The sequence below is a fragment of the Methanolobus vulcani genome, assembly GCF_900100715.1.
Classification (GTDB): Archaea; Halobacteriota; Methanosarcinia; order Methanosarcinales; family Methanosarcinaceae; genus Methanolobus; species Methanolobus vulcani.
Map to the genome: position 1 here is coordinate 102,780 of NZ_FNCA01000005.1, position 22,037 is coordinate 124,816.

The window sequence follows — 22,037 nt, forward strand, 5'->3', positions numbered from 1 at the left end:
CAATGTCACATTGAAATAATGTGAGGTGGGGTCCAATCTATTTTTGCAGAGTAGGCTTGAACCCCCAGAATGCCCTAAGGCGAGGTTACGGTTAGTCTTGATGATATTTAAGGTTTGCATAATCTTGTCTCAGGAGTAAAGAGCAGGTAGATAAGTATGCAAAAAATAAATATACAGAACAAAATTAGAACTGTAAGCTGTTTTACAATGATTTTGTTGGTAATAGGCATGGTTCTTGTAACTCCAACACTTGCATGTCCTGTAGAAAAATCTGATTCTTCTGGATTTCTAAGCAGTTGTGAATCATGTAATGGCGCTGAACTCAAAGACATTAAAGAATCAGATGAAAATATTATTGACAAAAATGTGAAAACTGCCTTAAAGTCGACTGACATACAAAAATTGACAGAAGCTTTGAGAGAAAAAGGATATAATTTAGATTTAGCTAATGCTCAAGGAGTTAATGCTATTGTAGATGGTATTTATAGTGAAGCTTTAGTACTACCTTTTTCCAGCACTGATAATTCAACTGTTTTTATTGAAGCAGTTATAGTAAACAATAAAATATTAAGAAATCAAGCTATGATTGTTTATAAGGATACAACTTCATTTCCGATGACAATTGATGCATTAACAATAGACAATGATATTGTAACTACTCACAGCTTTGATGTAGAAGATTTACTTGGTGAGAATGTTAAAGCAAAAATACAGTCTACAGAAGTATTAGCTTCTACAAATCCCCTAGTTTCTGTTCAAACAACTTCTTCATCGGACAATTGTGACATGTGTACAGACTTATATGACTACGCTTGTAGAGGCGTTTGGAGTGTTACAGCAGCTGTGTTGTGTTACCTTAGTGGAGTTGCAACACTTTATGGTACAATAAAATGTGCAGCTGTGGCATTTGTTGTGCTCGAAGTGATTAATAAAGATGGATGTGGTCCTGTAGCACCAGTTGCTTGTGAAATAATGGGATTTTGTTGATCACAAAATCCATTTTTATTTTTAAAAATAACACATATAGAAGATTTACTATGAAGCGTAAATTAAATCTCATTATTTTGTTACTTTTCATAAATATCTTTTTGATTTCAAATTGTTTAGCTTCTCCTGTCACTATTCAATATTTCTATCAAAATGGTTGCCATGACTGTGAAGTAACTGATCCTATTATTGAGAACATCAGTAAACAATATCAGTCTAATATTAAAATATTAAAAATAGATGCAAGCACTTATGATGGTTTTAATCAGTGGAATTCATATTCATTCATTGAAGTACCAGCTATTGTTATTAACAACAAAACACAGATTTCGAAAGACGAAATCAATGAGAATTATTTACAAATTACTATCGATGGTTATCTGACAGATAAAAATAACAATTCGAATTATACGTATAATCAGGATTTTAATAATAAAATTGATGATAAATCTATAAATTCTAATTTGAACATTCCGTTTGCATATTCTTTGGGATTATTTGCTGGTTTTTCACCATGCTTTATGGCTATATTAGTATTTCTTTTAGGCTATACAGCTGGAACCAGTAATGGTGCAAGAAATGGCATATATAAATCTCTTGTATTTGGATTTGGATTAATATTTTCTTATTTGGTAGTAGGTTTATTCTTATTCTCAATGAAAAATACATATACAGAGTTAGATGATTTTTCTTTAATTACGGGAATTGTTGTAATATTAGCAGGGATGAATATACTCGGAGTATTAAAGTTGCCGATTGCTATTGATAGGCGTTTTGAAAATATTCTGCGAACTTATATAACTACTTGGAAAGGAACATTTATCCTAGGGATACTATTTTCTTTTGTCAAAGTTCCTTGTACTTTTCCTTTATTGCTTGTTCTATTAAATAAAACGATTACAATTGGAACTTTAGATAATATATTAATTTTACTCATTTTTATAGGAGGGGTTTTAACACCGTTTTTTATTGTTGGTTTAATAGGAAGTTGCACATTATCTAAAAGACTTCGTTTATATAAAGCACAGATTAAGATTTTTATCGGTTTTGGATTAATAATAATGGGATTGTTGACTATATTATAAGTAAAATACAAGAAGGATTCAATATGAAGTTAATCAGTAAAAAAAATATATTAACCATACACATTATTCTAAGCATTATTCTGTTTTCCATTGGATGTATAGAAGAAAATTTAACTGCTGAAGAAATTAAAACAAAAGTACTAGATATGGATAGCAGCACATCAGATTATTCCTATACAATGCACACGACTACTTATTATGGAGGACAAACTAAAGAAATGAGCTATAACGTACTGCTTAAAAAACCGGATAAAGTAAAAAGTATTGCCATATCTCCAGCTAATCAAAGCGAATCAATCAGTGTTTTAGATGGAACTAATTTATGGGGATATAATCCTAATACAAATACGGTCAAAAAAATATCACTTACAAATATTTCTGATATTAAAACTATTGATTATTATAATATAATCAAATATTTCTTTGATGATGCTAATGTATCACTAATTGGAAAACAACAACTGAATAAAAAAGAGGGGTACTTATTAAAAATTAAGCCAAGTAGTAGTAAGACATATGATTTAATAGACTCTACCAAAATTTGGGTTGATCAAGAAACGTGGTTACCTCTAAAATATGACACGTATGATAAAAATGGTACCCTCACAATGACTATACAGATACAAGATTTGAAAGTAAATACTGGAATTTCCGATTCAGAGTTCGTTTTTGGGATTCCACCTGGAGCCGAAATAATTGATTCCGTATAATGTTATTCACTAATATTCCATAATCCATGTGTGGGAAGTGGTTGTTCTTGAACAAAATAGATGCATATTTAAATAAGAGTAAAAAACGATATTATATTTCACGTTTGGTTATTTTTTTCCTTGCCTCAAGTATTGTCACAGGATACTCGCATAATGACGTACTATATGGACTCAAAAATGGACTTATCACTGCGGTAGGATTTACTATCTTTATAATCTTCTATGAAAGACATAAAAATAAGAATAGTTGAGATCATAATGACTTGAAATGTATTTGAAACATAATTAGAAATTGAATGTATAATTGCTTAAGTTAATCATACACTCATATCTATTTTGATTTTTATTAGGATAGCTGTAGTTTCTTGGGTAGAATGGTAACAAACAATTTAGATTTAAATCAATGAGTGATGTTTCTCACTCAAGGCTCCTTTCATTAATCTCACACCTGATATCCTGTTTAAGGATATCAACTGCATCATCATAATTCTGTATCTGACCAAGGGTCCACATCATCTTAACAAGTGCAACCTCAGGAAGCATATCCTCGCCTTCAATTGCTCCGGCTTTTAAGATGTCCCTGCCTGTGTCGTACACCCTGTCACATATCCTGCCGTTAAGACACTGGGAAGTTACGATGACCGGAATCCTCTGTGATGTTGCTCTCTCTATCTGTGGGATCCAGTCTGTAGATACGTGTCCAAGACCAGTACCTTCAACGACGATTCCTTTGTAGCCAGCATCAATGAAATAACCAAGAATATCAGGACTTGAACCAGGAGTAAATTTCACAAGGGCACATTTCGGTTCGATAGAATCCATAAGTGCCACTTCTCTTTCATTCCTCTTTACATAGGAAAGACAGGTTGTTATTTCTCCGGTGGAATAATCGACATATCCTATTGGTTCAGAGTTAATTGACCTGAAAGCATCCCTTCTGGATGTATGCATTTTGCGCACCTTGGTTGCACGGTGGATCGAACACTTATCGTCTGATGACTCACTGTGCATAACGACGGTAACTTCTGCGATATCACTTACAGCAACCTTTGCAGCACAGATAGCATTCATGGCATTGTCGCTGCTTGGCCTGTCAGCACTTCTCTGTGAACCTACAAACACGATTGGCACAGGAGTGTCAACCATAAATGACAATGCAGAAGCAGTGTACATCATAGTGTCTGTACCGTGAGCGATAATGATACCGTCAGCACCGTTCTTGATCTCTTCAACAACAGCCCTTGCAAGTTCCTGCCAGTAATCTGCCTTCATGTTCTCGGAAAGGATGTTGTAGATTGCCTTACCGCTGAAATTTGCGATCTCTGTAAGCTCAGGAATTGCCTGCAGGATATCATCTGCAGAGAACTGGGATGTTACAGCACCGGTCCTGTAGTCTATTTTACTGGCAATGGTTCCACCGGTTGAGAGTATGGATACCTTTGGAAGACCTTTTTTAGGTTTTACCTCTGCTTTTACTGCTTTCTTTGCTGAAGCTTCCATGTCAGACTTCTTCTGTACTACAGTTACAGTGGCGCCCTCAGGTTCGATACCTGCATTGTATCCACTGACCATCTTAATAATAATGTGACCGGTTGTACTTGGCATAACAATGCCTTCATATTCCACACCGGACTTCTCGACCTTTACTTTGTCGCCCTCTTCATAATCCATGATCATCACTTGATTACCTGTAAATCTGAATACTAATTTCTAACTATATGATAGGAATAAACTGTAAATAAGTATCTAAGCATTGTTTCCTGTATACTTTTCAACAATTCCGTAAAGAACCGTCAACGATTCCTCAATACCGGCATTCAGCTCAGAGATGCTTGCCCTTGTGCCCTCTAGTTCTTCAAGACGGCTATTTATTGCCTTTTCCATTTCAGATGGTGCAGGACCACCTGTGATTGAACGCCTGTTGATGTTAAGAACAGGGTCAAGTGCTTCCTTTACCATTTCCTCTGTAAGGCCGCGACTGCTCAAAGTTTCTCCAATAACATCCTTTGCTACTGCATCAACATCAGCCAGTGTTGGATTTCCGTCCCCTCTTGCCAGTACACCGACAATCTGATGAGCTGTCCTGAAAGGAATTCCACCGGTCCTTACCATTGTATCTGCAAGTTCTGTTGCTGTTGTAAATCCAAGAATTGACTTTTCAGCCATGCTTTCGGTGTTCACATTCATTGTGGCTATCATGCCCTTTGTAATACGGACAGCACTTCTAGTGGTTTCAACAGCACGCCACATGTTAGGTGTTGCTTCCTGAAGGTCACGGTTGTAACTCAGAGGAAGTGCCTTGCAGAGAGAAAGCAAAGCCATAAGTGAACCGATAACCGTACCCGCCTTGCCCCTGACAAGTTCGGCAGAATCAGGGTTCTTCTTCTGTGGCATTATTGATGATGTGGATGCGTACATATCATCAAGTTCAACAAAGGAAAACTCGGAACTTGACCAGATTATAATTTCCTCTGCCATCTTACTGAGGTTTACCATGATATTGGACATCACAGATGCGGATTCAATCAAAAAGTCACGGGTGCTTACAGCATCCATTGAGTTTCCAAGCAGAGCATCGAATCCTAAAAGTGAGCATGTCCTGTCACGGTTGAGATCAAAACCGGTTGATGCGAAGGCTGCCGAGCCAAGTGGGGATTTGTTCACTCTTGAGAATGCACTGATTACACGCTCAATATCCCTGCCGATAGCATCTGAATGTGCAACAAGGTGATGTGCAAATGTGGTTGGCTGTGCATGTTGCAGGTGTGTAAAACCTGGCATGAGGGTTTCAGTGTTTTCTGATGCACGTTCGAGCAGAGTGTTTCTGAGACCGGAAAGTTCTTCCATCAGGGAGAGAAGTTCATCCCTGAGCCTTATCCTGATGCAAGTTGCAACCTCATCATTACGGGAGCGTCCGGAGTGCATTCTTCCTCCGGTGTCTTCGCCTACCATGTCAATAAGCCTGGATTCCAGTGAGATATGAATATCCTCATAACTGTGGTCCAGCTTTTCAATACCTTCTTCCCTGATCTTCAGCAGTCCTGCAAGAATGCTGCTGCAATCATTTTCTTTAATAATACCCTGTTCATGCAACATGACCGTGTGAGCCATGTCTACAAGGATATCTGCCTCGAATATCCATTTGTCAGCAGACATTGATGATGTGAAATTGAGCATATCTTCATCAGGTGTTGAAGATAAGCGTCCTCTCCTTAAAATATCGCTCATGTGAACCCTCGTGATTGTGAAATATAACTAAAAACTAAAAATGATCCTGATTTAGTGATCCTGATTTTTAGCGTGGTATTGGTCTAAATACTTAAATAAGAATCGGTTTTTGGAAGTTGATGAAAGAGATGTTTGTTACAGCACTTCAAGAGAAGCTATTTATACTAACTGCAATATAATATTAGTAGGAATAATTATAAAAGAGATGTATTTGTGCTAATACATTTCCGTTTTCACTGAGGTGAGACTTAATGACTAATGTGAGTGAAAGTTACGCTAACAATATTGACGATGACCTTCATCAGCTTGTAGTTTTCAACTTAGGTGTTGAAGAGTTCGGTGTCAACATCATGCAGGTACAGGAAATTATCCGCATGCCTGACATTACAAGAATACCAAGATCTCCTGAATACGTAAAAGGTGTTATCAACCTTCGAGGAAAGATAATCGTAGTTATGGACCTCGATAAACGTTTCGGAATGAATGAGACAGAAATGACAGAAGAATCAAGGATCGTGGTTGTAGACATAAATGGTACAATCATCGGACTTGTTGTTGATTCTGTAAGCGAGGTCATTCGCTTGAAAGGTTCCAATATTGAACATACACCTGAAATAATTACACAGAAGATCAATGCTGATTACCTGAAGGGTGTCGGCAAGATGGATGACAGGTTACTCATTCTTCTTAACCTTGAGAACATCATAACAGAGACTGCAGCAGCGTAATTGTCTGCAGTATTTTCCTTTTTTCACATAGCACTTTATCAGGCAAACACTATGGTGCCTGCTACTTCACTCAACTATAGATTACCGTTTTAGAGGAATCAAAATGAAAAAAATAAACTTTTACATTTTTTTATTTGTGGCTTTACTATCCATTCTTGGAGCAGGATGCATCAGTGAACAGACAGAAGATACAACTGTCAATGAAGCAAGCGGAGAAAGTCATATTGCCAATACTGAAACACAGATGGATACCATCTACCAGTTCTCAGTCATCAACGCACTTCTTGAGGGAGTATACGATGGCGAAATAACTTGTGGAGAACTGAAAGAGAAAGGCGATTTCGGTCTTGGAACCTTTGACAACCTTGACGGAGAAATGCTGGAACTTGATGATAGTATATATCAGGTAAAGGCTGATGGCAACGTTTACAAGGTCAAGGACACGGAAACATCACCTTTTGCAGCTGTTACATTCTTTGAAGCTGACATTGAAAACAGCACAAACACAGAAATGAACAGTCAGCAATTAGCATCATACATAGAAAACATGCTTCCAAGCCAGAACCTGATGTATGCTATAAAGGTCACAGGAAATTTTTCATATATGAAGACGCGCAGTGTAGCTGCCCAGGAAAAACCATATCCAAGACTTGTTGATGTAACTAAGGACCAGTCAGTCTTTGAGTTCAATGATACAAAAGGTACAATTGTAGGATACTGGATGCCTGAATTTGTTGATGGAATTAATGTTCCGGGATACCACCTGCATTTCATTACAGCAGACAGGACAGCTGGAGGACACATACTGGATTATACCATAACTTCCGGTACAATTGAAATTGACAGTTGTGATGGTTTCAACCTGGAACTGCCGGAAAATGAGAATTATCTGAGCACAGGTCTTTCAGCAGATAATGAGGGCGACCTTGAAGTAGCAGAAAATTGATTTTTCTGCTTCAGTGGAAGGGATATGTGAACATCGGTTCCGGTCCCGTCCTCACTTTCTATCCATATTTTTCCATTATGGCTCTCTACTATTACTTTACTAATGTATAGACCAAGACCATTTCCACCATAATTGCGGGTTGAAGAACTATCTATCTGATAGAACTTTGTGAAAAGATCAGGTATATCATCTTCTGAAATACCAATTCCGGTATCACCGATGACAATGTTCACAGTATTTTCTTCTACTGATGCAAAAATAGTTATATTACCACCCTGTGGAGTGAACTTGATAGCATTATCGATCAGATTATGGAAAACCTGTGGCAGGTAAGTCCTGTCACCATCAATTAAACAGGAATCAAATGCAAAATCGGTTATAATTGCCAGTTTTTTCTCTTTGATAGAGTCAGCAGAAAGAGTCAAAATACCATTTAATATTGAAACAATGTCTATCTGCTCGAAGTTATATTTGACATCACCATTCTGGTTGGTGCTCACAAACAGCAATGAGTTAATGAGATTCTGCAATTTGCGTGTCTTTATGACCACACGCTCAATGGCCTTCATCTGATTTTCATTTAATTCACCAAGAGTGCCATCATAAAGAAGCTCACTGAATCCTTTAATAGATGTGAGTGGAGTATTTAGTTCATGTCTCAGGTTGGAAAGGAACTCATCCTTAAGCTTGTCAAGTGATTTCAATTCCTCATAAGCATGTTCCAGCTCGGAAGTTGATCTTTTTAGAGCCTCTTCCGTTTCTTTACGTTCGGTGATGTCACGGATATGGCTTACAGCCATCATAACATCACCTTTGGTATCATAGACCGGAAATATTCTGAAATCCCTGACCCTACTATCAGTTGGATCTATGTGTTCAAATTCATTCATAGTGCCGGTTGAGAACACTTCCTTGATCGGGCAGGGTTGACATGGCATTAAAGTAGAACCTAGTGATTCACATACCTGTGGATGAGGATTATCTGGATTATGAGGTTCAATTATGTCACCTTTCCAGTTACTTGTAACAATTCTCATATCACGGTCTACCACAATGATGAGATCCTGAAGAGCATTGAAAGTGCTTGTAAGAAGTTCCTTTTGGTTCTCCAGTTCTTCTTCAAAATTCTTGTTGGCGGTAATGTCTGCTATAAGGCAGATACCACCTTCTATGATATTTTCGCGCCCTCTGAGAGGCACATAATACGACCTTAAATATATCTCTTTGCCAGATACCCTTGCAGAATACTCGTTCTCATAGAATGAACGCTGATCTGACAAAGAGCCTGCCAGTAATCTGTTAAGTGAATCATCATTTACAAAATCAAAGATTTCCGAGCCTATTACATCTGCTTTTTGAATATGGAAAATATTCATAAAACTCCTGTTGCAGTGAGTTATGGTTCCTTTGCGGTCAACAAAGATACCAAGTGGAGATGCGTCAAATATTAGTCTGTATCTTTTCTCGGAATCAAGTAAGGCGGCTTCAACTTTTTTTCTTTCTATGACCTTGCAAAGACGTGCGGTTACCATGTTCAGCAATCTTTGCTCACTATGCAAAAAAGGACCTATATCCTGGAACGGAAGCGCTTTTTTATAGGAAACACGTATCATGCCGGCTTTAGCCCCATGTACCAGTATTTCGCTTGATAATGAATCCCTGTGTTTCTCATACCCTTCGGTATGATACTCATTACCGTCCAGAATTGCACACACTTCTGCAAATTCAGGATATGAAAAAGCAGACGGTAATCTTTGAAGAATTCCTTTTAACAGAGATTCGGTAGGCACATGCAGGTCAAAGAGATCAGAGATACTGTAAATACATTCAAGCTCACGTTCTCTTTTTTCCAGCGTGTCCAGTTTTTCATCATCGCTAATTGTCCGCACCACATGACCATTTAGTATTATATATTTGTATTATATATTTTTTCTATTAATAGATTTTGTTGCATTCAGGCTGTCACAAAAAAATAAGGAAAGGATTTGCCTAATACCATCATATTAAATAGATGCGGATCATAGATGAGGTGCATAAGATGCCATTAGGCTAAAACATGCTTGAACTTATAGGTGAACAAATGTATTCTGACAGGATAAACTCATTGCCCCCATACTTATTTGCGACAATAGACGAGTCCAAGGCAGCGATTAGAGCTAAAGGAGTAGACGTAATAGATCTCGGAGTTGGTGACCCTGACCAGCCAACACCTGCACATATAGTAGAATCTATGTGTGAAGCTGTGCGCAACCCGGAAACGCACACATATCCATCCTACACAGGAATGATGAGCTTTAGAAAAGCTGCAGCAGACTGGTGCAAAGAGAGTAGAGGAATTGAACTTGACCCTGCTTCTCAGGTACTCACCATGATCGGCTCAAAGGAAGGGATCGCACACATACCACTTGCATTTATCAATCCGGGAGATGTTGCACTCTGTCCTGACCCGGCATACCCGGTGTACAAGATAGGAACACAGTTTGCAGGCGGAGAACCTTACATCATGCCTTTAGTTGAAGAGAACAACTTCCTCCCTGACCTTGATGCTATACCAAAGGACAAACTTGAAAGAGCAAAGTTGATGTTCCTGAACTACCCGAACAATCCTACATCAGCAATCGCTGACGAGAAGTTCTTTGAAGAGGTTGTTCAGTTTGCAAAAGATAATGACATTGTTGTTATCCACGACAATGCATATTCCGAAATGACCTATGACGGCTACAAAGCACCAAGCTTCCTGAGCGTTGACGGTGCAATGGATGTGGGAATCGAGCTTTACTCACTTTCAAAGACCTACAATATGACAGGATGGAGACTTGCATTCGCTGTTGGTAACAAAGACATAATTTCAGGCGTAGGCAAGGTTAAGTCAAACGTCGATTCCGGAGCTTTTGATGCTATCCAGATGGCAGGTATTACTGCACTTTCCAGTTCACAGCAGTGTGTTGCTGACATGAACACTATGTATGAGGAAAGAAGAGATGCACTCCTTAAGGGACTCCATGAACTTGGACTTGACGTGAAACCTCCAAAGGCAACATTCTACGTATGGGCACCTGTTCCTGACGGCTATGACTCAATGGGATTTGCAAAACTGCTTCTTGAGGAAGCAGGTATTGTGGCAACTCCTGGTGTCGGCTTTGGAACTTATGGTGAAGGTTATATCAGGTTTGCACTTACACGCTCTGTTGACAGGATCAATGAAGCCGTGGATAGGATGAGCAAACTGAATATCTGATATTCAACCTTTTTTCTCTATTTTTCTTATCTTTAATTTTGTCTTTTGCAAGCTTACTTTGCTTTTTTTGTTTTAGAACGAGCCGTGATCGTGTATAAAGAGATATATAGAAACACATAATCCCGTGTTTTAATATATATTTTAATTTTATTTATTTTTATTTAATAAATTTATGAACATGACTTCCTGAAATAACTACATTCCACCAATATACATGAGCAAGCTTCTAAGAAAGTATGCTTCCTGATAATATCAATACACACAGCAAAGGATTGTTTAACACAGAAGCGATATACGACTTCCTGCATGAGGCCAGATACATCATACTGCTTTACATAATAGGGGATTTCCTCACAACTTTTCATGCCCTGAGTAATGGATATGGATTTGAGGAAAATGGCATTCTTTCAGGTATAATGGGAACCCATGGACTCTGGTCACTGCTAATTGTAAAAATCATGATACTGGCAGTTATCTACTGGAACTATTGTTCTACCAAAGCATCAGTTCATTCATATGCCAGAAAACTCTGGGATCTGTCAAGAACAGGAGTAAGTCTTTTCGGACTTGTGCTTGTCATCAACAATCTTATGGTAATCACTGTAAGATCAAGCTTGTTCGAGTGCCTGGGCCTCTTCTGATAAAGTTTGCTTGATGTGGGTAGCTTTCATATTGATGACCATTTCAGCTATATCAGCACTATATTCTGATATACGCTGGAAACTCTCTATTATTTTTCTCTGGCGCTCACCTGAAAGACAATAAGATCTCTCATTGTGCTCAGATTTCTGAATAATCTTATTTCCAAGAGCAATTGACATCTTGGAAGTCCGCATCACGTGATTTGCAAGATCTGTATCGATGCTCATCATCGAATTAAAGGAATCCTGGAACAATTTCTGGGAAAGCAGGCCCATTTCAATGATATCATCATTATCTCCTTTTTCACCATCCATCTGTATCACACTATGGGATATGCTCTGGACATGGTCGCCAATACGCTCCATAAGCTTAACGATAAGACGATAACCAAGACAATCCTTGGAGTCTTTTATACCTATCTTATCTGCAAGTGTGGAATCATCAAGTGCTGCTTTTATCTGCCTGACACTCAAAAGATAGAACTTGTCAACATCATTGTCCCTCTGGATGATGTCCTTTGCAAGCTCAATATCAGCTTCCTTTAATGCCACAACGGAATCCTCCATCATGGAAAAAATGATACGGTACATACTCTGAAGGGACTTTTCAAGGGAAATATCCTGGAAATTCAGAAGGTTCTGGAGTATTATCTCGGTCCTTGTTTCTTCTACAATTTCAATACCTATAAGGCGCCTGCGGGCAGATTCTTTCAGATACTTGCGTTCTGAAGCAGAAAATCCACCAGGAGAAAGAATCCTGATTATATCATAACCTACAAGATAATTAGCAACAAGCAACCTGAAATTCTCTTCCTGATCCTCAGATGCGATCATATCGACTTTTGAGCGCACATTCTTTTTCATATTACTCTGATCAGAGCTAATAAGCAGTGACCTGTCCGGCCTTACTGTGAGAAGCACAGTGTCACCGGCTGTGAGTCCGCCTTCCCTTACCCACTCAATGGGAAGAGAAACAATATAGGTAGAACCACCTGTTAACTGGATCTTTCTTTTGTCTGCTATGTAAATCCTTCCTGTGTATGATCTTAATAAATTTTTACGTAACCTGAGACTTGACTTAGTCTGGAAGTCATTCCATCATCATCGGTTATCTGTAAATCGATGGTAACATTACTTGTATAAAGAGGATCGTATCTTACAATCATTCCTGAAAGATTATAGTCATAAATTAGGTTAGAATCTTCCCATACTGCCCATTTGTAATCTGTTATGAAACCATCGGGATCCAGTGAATCTGATGCGTCAAGAATCAAATAATTATCATAAGTAAAGCTATTATTTCCAGTTGGAACCTGCTCCGCCTTGAACTGGACATCGGCTAATGGCATTGGCGGTGTGAAAAGTTCCTTGAACACATTAATGTAAGAGGTTATTATTTCTGCTTTAATAGGATCGTTTTTAGAAGGAGTTGCACCTGCATAGGAAGTAAAATTAATTGTATAAGCAATATTGTAATTTGTTATATTGGTAAGGTTTCCACCAGAGTTAGTACCAAAAAAGGTTATCTTCATATTTTCATTATCTATTGAGAAATTATTTGTTTCAATGCATTTTGTTCCATTGGAAGAGTAAGTTACATTATAAGTATAAGGAACTTTACCAAAAGATTCCCATGGATGTTTTTCAAGAGCATAAGTGTAGTCATGACTGGTGTTGGTCCATGAAGGGGATGCAGGTATAACCTCTGAACCACTCAGAGTAATGTCAGAAAAATTAAGATGGAGTGTTTTACTCTTTGTAGCCGGTACAAGCACTCTGTGATTAGCACTGTAAATTGCAGTGTAATCCTTGTAGACATCAAAAGCACTGACAGTGTCATAAGCCCGGTAATATAGGAAATATCCGTCATTAATGCGGATTGCTGAAATGTATGAATCCTGCGTATTAAGATTGAGTATTTTCAGGTCAATGGATTCCCAGTTAGAACCATCACCGTGCGGATCAATGGAAACTATTTTCAGGTTTTCATTCTCAACTGCCTGCTGATGACTTTCAAGATCCATTGCCTGTTTCTGGGTTATGGATATCATATAGGCAACGCTTGAAGCAGCAATTATCGTAATCAATATCAATAACAGAGTGCCAAATATAACAGTGACACCACGGTTGTCGTCCAAAAATGCTTTCATATCGTTGCCAGCCATCTTTGATGAGAACTGTATTACCAATTATATACTTTGTTTCTATAATATATATAGAACCCAATAGTCTATTGATTTTGCTATTTTATTCCAAAACCATTTAAGCAATGATTACTTTTAGGGTTTTGATGGTGCTGACTAGCTTTGGTTTAAAAAACGTACCTTCCAATGTGGTACTATTGGTAGAAGAAGACATAGGAGATGTAAAAAGTGTCTTTTTCCACAAGATCACTTCAGATGCCCTTAGATCTGGAAAAAAAGTTTTCTATATATCTACCAGAAATTCAGAAAACGATCTGAAAGATGAAATGAACAAATTCGATTCTCTGACAAAACCCGAGCTTTTTACAGCCATTGGCAATTTTTCAGATCATGTTGCTTTGCTGGACATGTGTTATAAGCGTCACAGGCTTTACAGCAGGCTTCATGGAGAAAATAACGGATCACTGCTGCATAACATAAGTGAAGCTGATGTCTGCATCATTGACATGTTTGCCGCATTATTCGTTCATGAAGACACAGAAGTCATATCCGAGACCATTGAAGCACTTATCAGCATTAGCAGAAAAGAGAACATCACATTCCTGCTTTCAGCAGACATGGGCATACTCCCTGAAAGAGCCGAGAAGATAATCCGCTCCATGGTTGACGGTGTTATCCAGTTCAGAACCGAGTACATGGCTGGCAAAATTAACAGATACATCAATATTCCTAAAATGAAAGGAAGCATTCCCCTGAATAAGATGATCGCTTACAATGTAACCAGCCAGGGAATCACCATGGATATGAGAGAAAGAGTTGGTTAATTAGAACTTATTACCTTTTTTATATTCTAAAACAAAATAGGAGGGGTTTAATCTCCCCCTCCTCCATTCACAATTATTGTTGCTGTACCCTTAGATTCACCTGCTGTCGCTGTTACGACATAAGTACCTGCTGTTGAACCCGGGACAGGAGACACAGTGACGGTTCCATCATCCTTTGTCATTGAACTCGTTATCACTCCGGAAGGTGTGATCGTCATTTTGACAAACGTACCGGCAGCAGGATTACCGTCTGCATCGGTCACATTGAATATAATAGGCTGCTGCAATGGAATACCACCCATAACTTCCTGTGCATCACCGGAGGCTACCGTTACCATGTATGTGCTACCTACACCTGCCGGAAGCAGCAATGTTACACATGCAACATAACTTAATGCAATCAATATAGCTGAATGTTTGAATCCGTGTTTGATCTCACCCTCTGTGATCTGCCCTACTATAAGTCCTCCAAAGAGAGCATTGATTATGATCATATGAAAGAAACCACGCTCAAAGTCTATATCCGACAGACCGGCACCGCCAAGCATTTCCATTCCCACACCCTGGATCAGAGGCAACAGGGATGTTGAAAGTATATAGGTCAGCATTACAATAATACCCTGGGCAAGATAGAAAATTACAATATACTGCTTCAGATTCGCTTCCTTTTCTCTCTGGATGGCAATCACAGACCTCATATCCTCGGAAGTCCGGAACAACAGGTCAGCCACATTACCTCCAGTGTAAGCAGCCTGCACGACTACGTCTATATACCTGGAAACAAGACGACTTTTCATTGAATCTGACATCCTGTGCATGGATTCATCAAAGGATTTCCCCAGCACCATTGATGATGCTGCATCCTGTGCATGGCTGCTGATAGCACCAAGATTGGTCTTGGAGAGATTGATAAAACCTTTTACAGGATCAATTCCTCCACGCATTAGTTCAGAAAGTTTGTACAGGAACTCACTGAAAGCAACTTCTCTCTTTTGCAGATTTCGCTTTTCTATGAATGAATCAATAGAATACGGGATTATGGCAACAAGTACAGCAAAAACCATAATGTGATCAAGATCATCTTTTGTTTTGTCTTTTTCAGTTTCAGGCTCTACAACCGGTTCTTCAGTTGCTATCACCTCGCCTCTTTCTGCAGCATCTGCTGCTTCCATTTCAGCCACAAGTTGCTCGTAAGCTGCCTGCTTTGCAGCAGCCTCATCACTAACTGCAGCACCTCCGGCTGCGGCTTCATCTGTTACAAATGAATGACCGGTAAATATTGCCATTGCCAGAATCATTAACGCAATGAAGACAGGTATTCCTAATGTGAGATATTCACGTTTGATATCATAACGTATAGTCAGCATCTGAACATAACGCTGCGCTGTCAGACGATATTTTTCAATATTCATAGAGTACTCCTTGAATATTTCATCCATAACAATATCAGGAAAACGATGTTTATGAAAGGCAACATGAAGTAAACAAAGAACTGGAACATCTGTTTGGCAGTAAATGGTCCAAGATCAATTCCAAGTGCACTTGTAACCACGATCATCAGGACTACAAGTACAACACTCATGACAACGCCACTCAGGTATCCTTCACCATAAACTCCCAGAGAATCAACGAACTCCTGTTGCATTTTCCGCCTCATATCCATGAGTTCCCTGGATTTCATTTCCAGATAAGTTCGTAGTCCTCCACCGGACTGCATGGCATTTGCAAGATCGATACATATTGCCCTGAGAGATTCAGAAGACGTGTTGCGTATCAGGTGGTTCATGGCACTTACACCGTCCTCACCAAGCACATCAACACGGTACATTACTTTACCAAATTCAACAGAGACATCACCATAATCCTCTATTGCAACTTTCCTTATGACATCCATCGGAGAAGAGCCAGAACTTGCAAGAATGGTCATATAACCAAGGGTGAAAGGCAGTTCCTGCTCTATGTTCATGTTCTTGTTGGAGACCTTGTTGTAAAGCATGAACGGGAATCCGCTCACTGTAAGGCCGAAAGTGAGAAAGGTAAGTACGGATATGTAGACAAATGGAGATGAGGAATTTCGAAAAAGCAGGACAGATAAGATGAAAATAATTCCTGCAGCCAGACCGGCAGTAACCAATGCCAGAGACATAAACATACCGGGAGTAAGTACCATGTCCGCCTGGTAAAGTGATTTGGCAATGTCATCCTGTGGTTTTTTGTCTATGTGCTTACCAAAGACATAACAGAACATTTTATATTTTTCAATATACTTGTTAGTACTTCCATCATTGAAAACCTGATGGACATCTACATCCTGGGTTTTGACCATTTAATGAGTCATCTCCAGCATTTCGTCTTTTTGCCGTGAATATCTTCTTATGGCCCTTGCAACTTCTTCATATTCTGTGATGCCATCACGTGCAAGTCCTTCCAGATATCTCGCCCTGAGATCCATTTCACTTACCAGTTCACTCTGATCGATGCCGAACTCTTCATTGATATCATCGAACATGGCACTGCTGCCACTGTACTCGTATTCATCTGTAATTGGGTTCCATTTGAATACAGGATTTGTGATAAGATCTCCACGTTCAGGATCAAGCTCTACTATTTCCACAATTCGCAGAGCACGCCTAAGGAAATGTTCACCAACTTTGATCATGGAATTGAAAATGACCATGTCAACACTTGCAAAAAGATTCCTTGGAACATTCATTGGTTCGGATTCGACCCTTGAAAGTAATTCCTGAATCGAACCTGCGTGTATAGTTCCCATACATGGGTGTCCTACTGAGATAGCCTGGAAAAGTGTACCTGCCTCTGCACCACGAACCTCACCAACAACTATGTATTCTGGTCTTTGTCTCAAAGCAGCTTTTAGGAGGTCAAAAAGTTCGATATCACCTGCCGATTTACCTCCTTCACCACCACCAAAACCGGCTCTTGTGATAGATTGGGTCCAGTTTGGGTGCATAAGGTTCATTTCGGCAGTATCTTCAATGGATACAATCTTGTATTCAGGTGGAATGAATGCACCCAGAGCGTTCAGGGTTGTCGTCTTTCCTGAAGCTGTTCCTCCTGCTGCAAGCACTGAACGCTTATACTCTACCATGAGCCAGAAATATGCAAGGACAGTTGAATCATATGTCTTGTAGTTCATCAGATCGATGCATGAGACCGGATTGGATCTGAAACGCCTGATGGTGAATGTGGAACCCCTTTTTGTGACCTCTTTTCCAAGTGTGAGATTTGCACGACTTCCATCTACAAGTGTTGCATCCCTGATAGGTTCAAGTACGGAAATATGCCTGCCTGCAGCCTGCGCCATCCTCATGACGAAATTGTTGAGTTCGATCTCTTCGTAGATTACATCCGTTGCAACTGAACCGTAGACCCTGTGGTTGATGTAAAGCGGAGTATACGGACCGTTACAGGTGATATCTTCAATATAAGGGTCTTTCATCAGGAGGTCCATCCTGTCAAATCCCATATATTTTTTATGAAGGTAATAGAAGAATTTGTCCTTCTGGGACTCTGTGAGTTTCAGGCGATAGATATCAACAATGAGGTTGAACCTGTCCCTCAGAGCCTCAGCACGGTCTTCCTCTTCTACCAGAAGGATCTCGGAGTGTGCCATTTTGTCAAAAGCGTTCTGTATGATGAACATTGCCTCTTTTTCAGATTCTCCCAATGGAGGTTCAAGACACTGATACAGAAGCGATTCCCCTGTAAATTCAATATGAACATACTGGAACCTGGAAGTAACTTCATAAGTGATGCAGACTTCCTTTTGCGGAACTCCGGGAGCAGGAATTGCAATCTCACCAACCGCGAACTCCATTTCTTCTATAATTTCTGGTTTGGGGATTATTACCTGCTCTATCTTTTTGAGAAGAGAAGAAACTGGAGATTCTTTTGTTGGCTCTTGTTCCTGTAGTTCCCCATATGTAATATCATCGTTATCTTCGTTTTCCAGATTGGACTTCTTTTTTTTACCAAATTTCAGATCAATATTGAATTTTGATTTCTTTTTTGCAGGCTTTAAATCCTGTTCTTCCCCAATAGTTTCTGCACTATCTTTTTTGGAGGATTTCTTCATTTTCTTCGGATTCTTTTCCTTTTTGCCAACTTTGAAACCGAACTTTTTCTTTTTTTCTATTTTATCCCCCGGTTCTGAAACTTCAGATTCCTCAACAATAATATCAGGCTCTGGTTGTAAAAAGAAGTCACCAATATCATCTTCAGGATTGAGGAAAACATCCTCTGATATTTCCTGATCACCTCGGATTTCAGGTTCATCTGATATCTGAATTATTTCCTCTTTGCTGATATGCCCATTGCCGGAAAAAACCATGTCATCTGCTGATTCGATTGTTTCAATAAGCAAGTCTGAAACATATTCAGTATCTGAGATTGATTCAATATCACCTGCTATTTCTGATTGTTCAGATGCTGGTCTCTTTTTGCTAAATCTGGAACGCAGCTGAAGTTTAGCCAATTCTGCGCCTCCAGACAATTAGTCTTGCTGTTGCGTTAATTAGCATAACAATTGCAATAAGAACGAAAGCTGCAGCAAAACTTTCAGATCGATCAACCATATTAGGAAACTCAAATCCATGATATACTGTAATAGGAAGAGCGGCAACCAAATCTTGGAAGGGATAAAATTTGATACCAAATAATAATTTATCATTTGCAGCCATCTTTAATTCTGGATAAAACTGAGAATATCCGGCTGTAAGAACTACAACTGCTGACTCCTCTGCTGCGCGGCCAATACTCAAAACTAAGCCTGTTAATATCCCATTGAGAGAGTAAGGTAGAGTTACATATTTTATAGTTTCCCATTTATTGGCACCCAAAGCATAACTTGCTTCTTCTAATTCATGTGGAACTGTATCAATAGCAGTTTCAGTAGATCTTTCCATTACAGGAAGAATTAAAATTGCAAGAGCAATAACACCAGATATCAAGGAAAAACCACCTGTTATTGGCTTTAAAATATAAACCAATACTACAAGCCCAAATATACCAAGTACTATTGATGGTGTCCCTGATAGCACATCTATAAGAAAACTAAAGCTTTGTGCAAGTTTTCCTTTTTTAATGTACTTCTTCATATATACTGCAGTCCCAATAGCAAAAGGAGTTGCAACTAATGGCGATAACGTCGAGAGAATAATTGTTCCAACAATTGCATTTCCAATAGCTCCTCCGAACCCTTTTACTTCTACCTCCGAACTGAGTAAAAAATCAAGATGTAAACTTGGTACTGCTTCATAAGCAATAATTCCGAGTATTATGAGGAGAATTATAACGGTTGTACTTGCTGCTAAATATGCAAGACTTTTAAATAGTAAATTATTGATTTTTCGAATCATAATTTTCCCCCAAGTTTTCTTGAAATACCAACAAACACAATCTCAATTGCAAATAAAACAGCTGCTATTCCAAAAAGAGCACTTTTTGGTTCGTCCATTGACACATAATTACCTATGTCATTCAATATCTTTGATGTCATAGCATAACCCGTGTCAAACAATGACCCGGGTATAATAGGAGTGTTGCCAAGCAGCATAACTACTGCCATTGTTTCACCCATTGCGCGCATAATTCCCAAAACAATTGCAGCAGTTATACCATTAAATGCTGCAGGAAGCACCACATACCTGATTGTTTCCCACTGAGTTGCTCCCAGTGAATAAGAAGCCTCTCTATGTTCACGAGCAACACTTCGTATGGAATCTTCTGATATTGTCGTAATTGTTGGCATAATCATTATTGCAAGCACAATGGATGCTAACAGAACTCCAATTCCAGAACCATCACTTAAGCTTCTGAATAAAAATATATATCCAAAATTAGATGAGAAGAAGGGTATAATGTAATCCCGAAGAATATTTCCAAACACATACAATCCCAAAATGCCGTAAACTACTGATGGAATACCAACTAAAAGTTCTACGAATGGACGAACTAACGATGCAATTTTTGGAGAAGCATATTCAGAGAGAAAGATTGCAGTAAATATACTTACAGGTAATGAAATAATCAAACTAAGTGCTGTAATAATCAATGTTCCAATAATGAAGATCCTGATACCATAGATTCCCTGGCTATAGCTCCATTTAGTGCCTGTTATGAAGTTAACAAGACCTTGATTCACGAATATTGGATAAGCTGTATAGAAAATGTATCCTATAAAATAGAAAGCAACAAATGCAGTCGAAAGTGTGAGTAGAAGAAAAACGAATCTAGCTGTTTTTTCTGATGTATGTTCTGCCATAATGGATCTCAACGTGTTTTATAAAAGTAGTGCAAGAATGATTATCAATAAATAAAATAAAAATTAGATTCGTGCCCAGAAGGCACAAATCATTTCAAATTATCAATTAGTTTATTTATACCAATTCGTTGATTGCGTAGTAGCCTGCCTCGTGGAAGATGTCAATTGCACCTGGAGACATTGCAAATGTAAGGTAGTTGTTAACTACTGTGCTTGGCTGACCGTTTATTACGTAGTTAAGTGGACGGCAGAGGTCAGTGTCATAAGCTGTAGATGTTTCACCAGCCATCTTGGATTTTATTGCACTCTTAATGTTTGAGTCTGAGATTGTGAAACCAAGATCTACGATTTCAACACCAGATACATCCTTTGCAAATCCATAGTCTACGAATCCTACGGTGTTAGTGGTAGCACCCTTTACTGCAGCAAGAACTCCAGCGTTACCAACAGCGTTCTTCATTACTGATTTATAAGTTGCACCATTGTCTACAACAGCGTCGTCTACATCAGATGCACCAGTGAGGTAGGTTGCAAAGGTCTCTTCTGTACCGGAAACTTCTGTTCTCTGATAGACTGTGACATCTCCAGGAGTTGAGAACAGACCAGCGATTGTGTCGATAGCTGTTGTGTCGTCTACGGCATTGTACATAGTTACAAGGTCAGCTTTTGTGAGTGCTGCGGATGCAGCAGCATCGTTGGTAATAGCTACAACTGCACTGCCACCGATTGTGTATGTTTTAAGGTCAGGGTACTTGGATATTTCTTCATCCTTTACTGCACGGGATGCGGATCCAATGTCTACAATTCCAAGACCTGCTGAGGAAACACCAGCACCAGAGCCACCGCCCTGTACTGTTACCTTTACACCAGCATGGCTGTCCATGTATGCTTCAGCAAGAAGTTCAGATACTGGCTGTACTGTTGTACTGCCTGCAACCAGAATTTCAGCTGATGCTGCAGAAGATGAATCTCCAACATTTGCCTGGTTGGAAACGTCGCTTGAAAATGATCCCATGATTGTTCCTACAGCTGCAGCACCAGCGATTGCGACCACTACTAAAACGAGGGTTGCAACGATTGGTGAAACTCCAGCTTCATTGTTGAAAAGTTTCTTAAACATATTTATCGTACACCAATTTATTTTATGTTCCTATTCAGAGCGGGTTTTAATCGCTCTGGCATCTAATTGGATGGAGGATATATAATCTTTTTACAAGTCATGT

19 protein-coding genes are annotated in these 22,037 nt (G+C 39.0%); 8 read left to right on the forward strand and 11 right to left on the reverse strand.

Features of this window, described 5'->3' with window-relative positions:
* Positions 1-156: 156 nt before the first annotated feature.
* The 3 genes from BLP52_RS08670 to BLP52_RS08680 are packed head-to-tail and all read left to right on the forward strand — an operon-like array spanning position 157 to position 2,782.
* The gene (locus BLP52_RS08670; RefSeq protein ID WP_091710089.1) at positions 157-987 is read left to right on the forward strand and encodes a halocin C8-like domain-containing protein; all 831 of its coding nucleotides are present in this window, start codon (positions 157-159) and stop codon (positions 985-987) included.
* Positions 988-1,037: 50 nt separating this feature from the next.
* Positions 1,038-2,072, forward strand: a complete 1,035-nt coding sequence (locus tag BLP52_RS08675; RefSeq protein WP_091710090.1) for a cytochrome c biogenesis protein — start codon at positions 1,038-1,040, stop codon at positions 2,070-2,072.
* 23 nt (positions 2,073-2,095) lie between these two features.
* On the forward strand, positions 2,096-2,782 hold the full coding sequence (locus BLP52_RS08680; RefSeq protein WP_091710091.1) for a LolA family protein: 687 nt from the start codon (positions 2,096-2,098) through the stop codon (positions 2,780-2,782).
* A 417-nt stretch (positions 2,783-3,199) separates the two neighbouring features.
* Here the strand turns inward: BLP52_RS08680 and gatD are convergent, their stop codons facing one another.
* Both gatD and argH read right to left on the reverse strand, forming a co-directional pair.
* Positions 3,200-4,453: a Glu-tRNA(Gln) amidotransferase subunit GatD gene (gene gatD / locus BLP52_RS08685; RefSeq protein ID WP_091710203.1), complete on the reverse strand. Its 1,254-nt coding sequence runs from the start codon at positions 4,451-4,453 to the stop codon at positions 3,200-3,202.
* 75 nt (positions 4,454-4,528) lie between these two features.
* Entirely contained in the window at positions 4,529-6,010 is a 1,482-nt protein-coding gene (argH, locus tag BLP52_RS08690) for an argininosuccinate lyase (RefSeq protein WP_091710092.1), read from the reverse strand.
* A 251-nt stretch (positions 6,011-6,261) separates the two neighbouring features.
* Here argH and BLP52_RS08695 point away from each other — a divergent pair, with 251 nt between their 5' ends.
* Both BLP52_RS08695 and budA read left to right on the forward strand, forming a co-directional pair.
* Positions 6,262-6,738: a chemotaxis protein CheW gene (locus BLP52_RS08695; protein WP_091710093.1), complete on the forward strand. Its 477-nt coding sequence runs from the start codon at positions 6,262-6,264 to the stop codon at positions 6,736-6,738.
* A 103-nt stretch (positions 6,739-6,841) separates the two neighbouring features.
* On the forward strand, positions 6,842-7,684 hold the full coding sequence (gene budA, locus BLP52_RS08700; RefSeq protein ID WP_091710094.1) for an acetolactate decarboxylase: 843 nt from the start codon (positions 6,842-6,844) through the stop codon (positions 7,682-7,684).
* On the opposite strand, the gene BLP52_RS08705 is transcribed toward budA, so the two are convergent.
* Positions 7,624-9,576, reverse strand: coding sequence for a sensor histidine kinase (locus BLP52_RS08705; protein ID WP_154717824.1), 1,953 nt, complete (start codon positions 9,574-9,576; stop codon positions 7,624-7,626). The genes budA and BLP52_RS08705 overlap by 61 nt on opposite strands.
* 188 nt (positions 9,577-9,764) lie before the next feature.
* On the opposite strand from BLP52_RS08705, the gene BLP52_RS08710 reads away from it, so the two are divergent.
* Complete coding sequence (locus BLP52_RS08710; protein ID WP_091710204.1) at positions 9,765-10,922, forward strand: LL-diaminopimelate aminotransferase; 1,158 nt, start codon at positions 9,765-9,767, stop codon at positions 10,920-10,922.
* Between the two features lie 236 nt (positions 10,923-11,158).
* Complete coding sequence (locus BLP52_RS08715; protein WP_238380767.1) at positions 11,159-11,563, forward strand: DUF5658 family protein; 405 nt, start codon at positions 11,159-11,161, stop codon at positions 11,561-11,563.
* Here BLP52_RS08715 and BLP52_RS08720 read toward each other — a convergent pair.
* Together BLP52_RS08720 and BLP52_RS08725 are read right to left on the reverse strand one after the other, a co-directional pair.
* Positions 11,531-12,592, reverse strand: coding sequence for a PhoU domain-containing protein (locus BLP52_RS08720; RefSeq protein WP_338011377.1), 1,062 nt, complete (start codon positions 12,590-12,592; stop codon positions 11,531-11,533). The two genes, BLP52_RS08715 and BLP52_RS08720, sit on opposite strands and share 33 nt — an antisense overlap.
* A 17-nt stretch (positions 12,593-12,609) precedes the next feature.
* Positions 12,610-13,728: an archaellin/type IV pilin N-terminal domain-containing protein gene (locus tag BLP52_RS08725; RefSeq protein WP_091710097.1), complete on the reverse strand. Its 1,119-nt coding sequence runs from the start codon at positions 13,726-13,728 to the stop codon at positions 12,610-12,612.
* 125 nt (positions 13,729-13,853) lie between these two features.
* Here BLP52_RS08725 and BLP52_RS08730 point away from each other — a divergent pair, with 125 nt between their 5' ends.
* A complete protein-coding gene (locus tag BLP52_RS08730) occupies positions 13,854-14,531 on the forward strand; it encodes an RAD55 family ATPase (RefSeq protein ID WP_162272963.1) in 678 nt (225 codons plus the stop codon).
* 47 nt (positions 14,532-14,578) lie between these two features.
* On the opposite strand, the gene BLP52_RS08735 is transcribed toward BLP52_RS08730, so the two are convergent.
* The 6 genes from BLP52_RS08735 to BLP52_RS08760 all read right to left on the reverse strand — a co-directional run bounded on the left by BLP52_RS08735 (position 14,579) and on the right by BLP52_RS08760 (position 21,934).
* Positions 14,579-15,943: a type II secretion system F family protein gene (locus BLP52_RS08735; RefSeq protein ID WP_091710206.1), complete on the reverse strand. Its 1,365-nt coding sequence runs from the start codon at positions 15,941-15,943 to the stop codon at positions 14,579-14,581.
* Positions 15,940-16,857, reverse strand: a complete 918-nt coding sequence (locus BLP52_RS08740) for a type II secretion system F family protein (protein WP_091710099.1) — start codon at positions 16,855-16,857, stop codon at positions 15,940-15,942. The genes BLP52_RS08735 and BLP52_RS08740 overlap by 4 nt, the downstream gene beginning before the upstream one ends.
* Positions 16,858-19,026, reverse strand: a complete 2,169-nt coding sequence (locus tag BLP52_RS08745; protein WP_238380768.1) for a type II/IV secretion system ATPase subunit — start codon at positions 19,024-19,026, stop codon at positions 16,858-16,860.
* Positions 19,019-19,909 (reverse strand): phosphate ABC transporter permease PstA, encoded by an 891-nt coding sequence (gene pstA, locus BLP52_RS08750; RefSeq protein ID WP_091710100.1) that lies wholly within the window; start codon positions 19,907-19,909, stop codon positions 19,019-19,021. Before pstA ends, BLP52_RS08745 begins: the two co-directional genes overlap by 8 nt.
* A complete protein-coding gene (gene pstC / locus BLP52_RS08755; protein WP_091710101.1) occupies positions 19,906-20,814 on the reverse strand; it encodes a phosphate ABC transporter permease subunit PstC in 909 nt (302 codons plus the stop codon). The genes pstA and pstC overlap by 4 nt, the downstream gene beginning before the upstream one ends.
* A 115-nt stretch (positions 20,815-20,929) precedes the next feature.
* Positions 20,930-21,934: a PstS family phosphate ABC transporter substrate-binding protein gene (locus tag BLP52_RS08760; RefSeq protein WP_091710102.1), complete on the reverse strand. Its 1,005-nt coding sequence runs from the start codon at positions 21,932-21,934 to the stop codon at positions 20,930-20,932.
* Positions 21,935-22,037: the final 103 nt, after the last annotated feature.